Genomic DNA, 634 nt, shown 5'->3' with positions numbered 1-634 from the left:
AGCTACAAGCTGGTCAGCGCCGTGCGCCGACTGCTGAGCAACCAGGACCTGGGGCTGCAGATTGACTACCTGGTACCGGGTGCCGTGCGCACCTTGTACAACACCCGGCTCGGCGCGCAGGCRCTCTCGGTGTTCGCCTGCGAGTTCGAGACCTATTGGATTGAAGATGCGCTCGACTGTGGGCGCTGGCCGGCCCCGGAAGGCAAGGCGCATCCGGATCATGTGTTCGCGCAGTACCAGGGCAAGCTCGATGTGCCGTACCCGGACCTTGAGAGCATCAACGCCAAATATACCCTGCCGGGCGCGCCGGATGGCGACGCGGCGGCAGACGATACCATCATCACCAGGGAGGCCGACAATGGCTCAACTGACAGTTAAAGCGGCACCCGGTCTTCGGGTGCCGATGGAAGGCGCGCCGCGTGAATACATCACCGATGGCGAAGCCGTACCGGTAGCGCGGAATCCGTACTACCTGCGCCGGCTCGCCGAAGGCGATCTGGTTGAGGCCGGCGACGCCCCTGCTGCGCCGGTGGTTGACGTTAACGACACGCCGGCCACAGGCGATGATACCGACGTTCAGCCAGACAGCGAGGCTCTCAGCGCCACGGTACTGAAGGCCGGCAAAAAGAAAGCC

2 protein-coding genes are annotated in these 634 nt (G+C 64.1%); both read left to right on the top strand.

The features are described from left to right. A partial coding sequence (locus ADK28_RS28905) for a phage protein Gp37 (RefSeq protein ID WP_152929767.1) occupies nt 1-378 on the top strand: 378 nt, incomplete at its 5' end. Then, nucleotides 359-634, top strand: a 276-nt coding sequence (locus ADK28_RS32795; protein ID WP_152929766.1) for a DUF2635 domain-containing protein, incomplete at its 3' end; no start/stop codon positions are given. The genes ADK28_RS28905 and ADK28_RS32795, both read left to right, overlap by 20 nt.

Source organism: Serratia sp. 506_PEND, from assembly GCF_001076875.1.
Taxonomy (GTDB): Bacteria; Pseudomonadota; Gammaproteobacteria; order Enterobacterales; family Enterobacteriaceae; genus Serratia; species Serratia marcescens.
The sequence above is the reverse complement of the archived record's forward strand: the minus strand, read 5'-3'. Positions and strand labels throughout refer to the sequence as shown.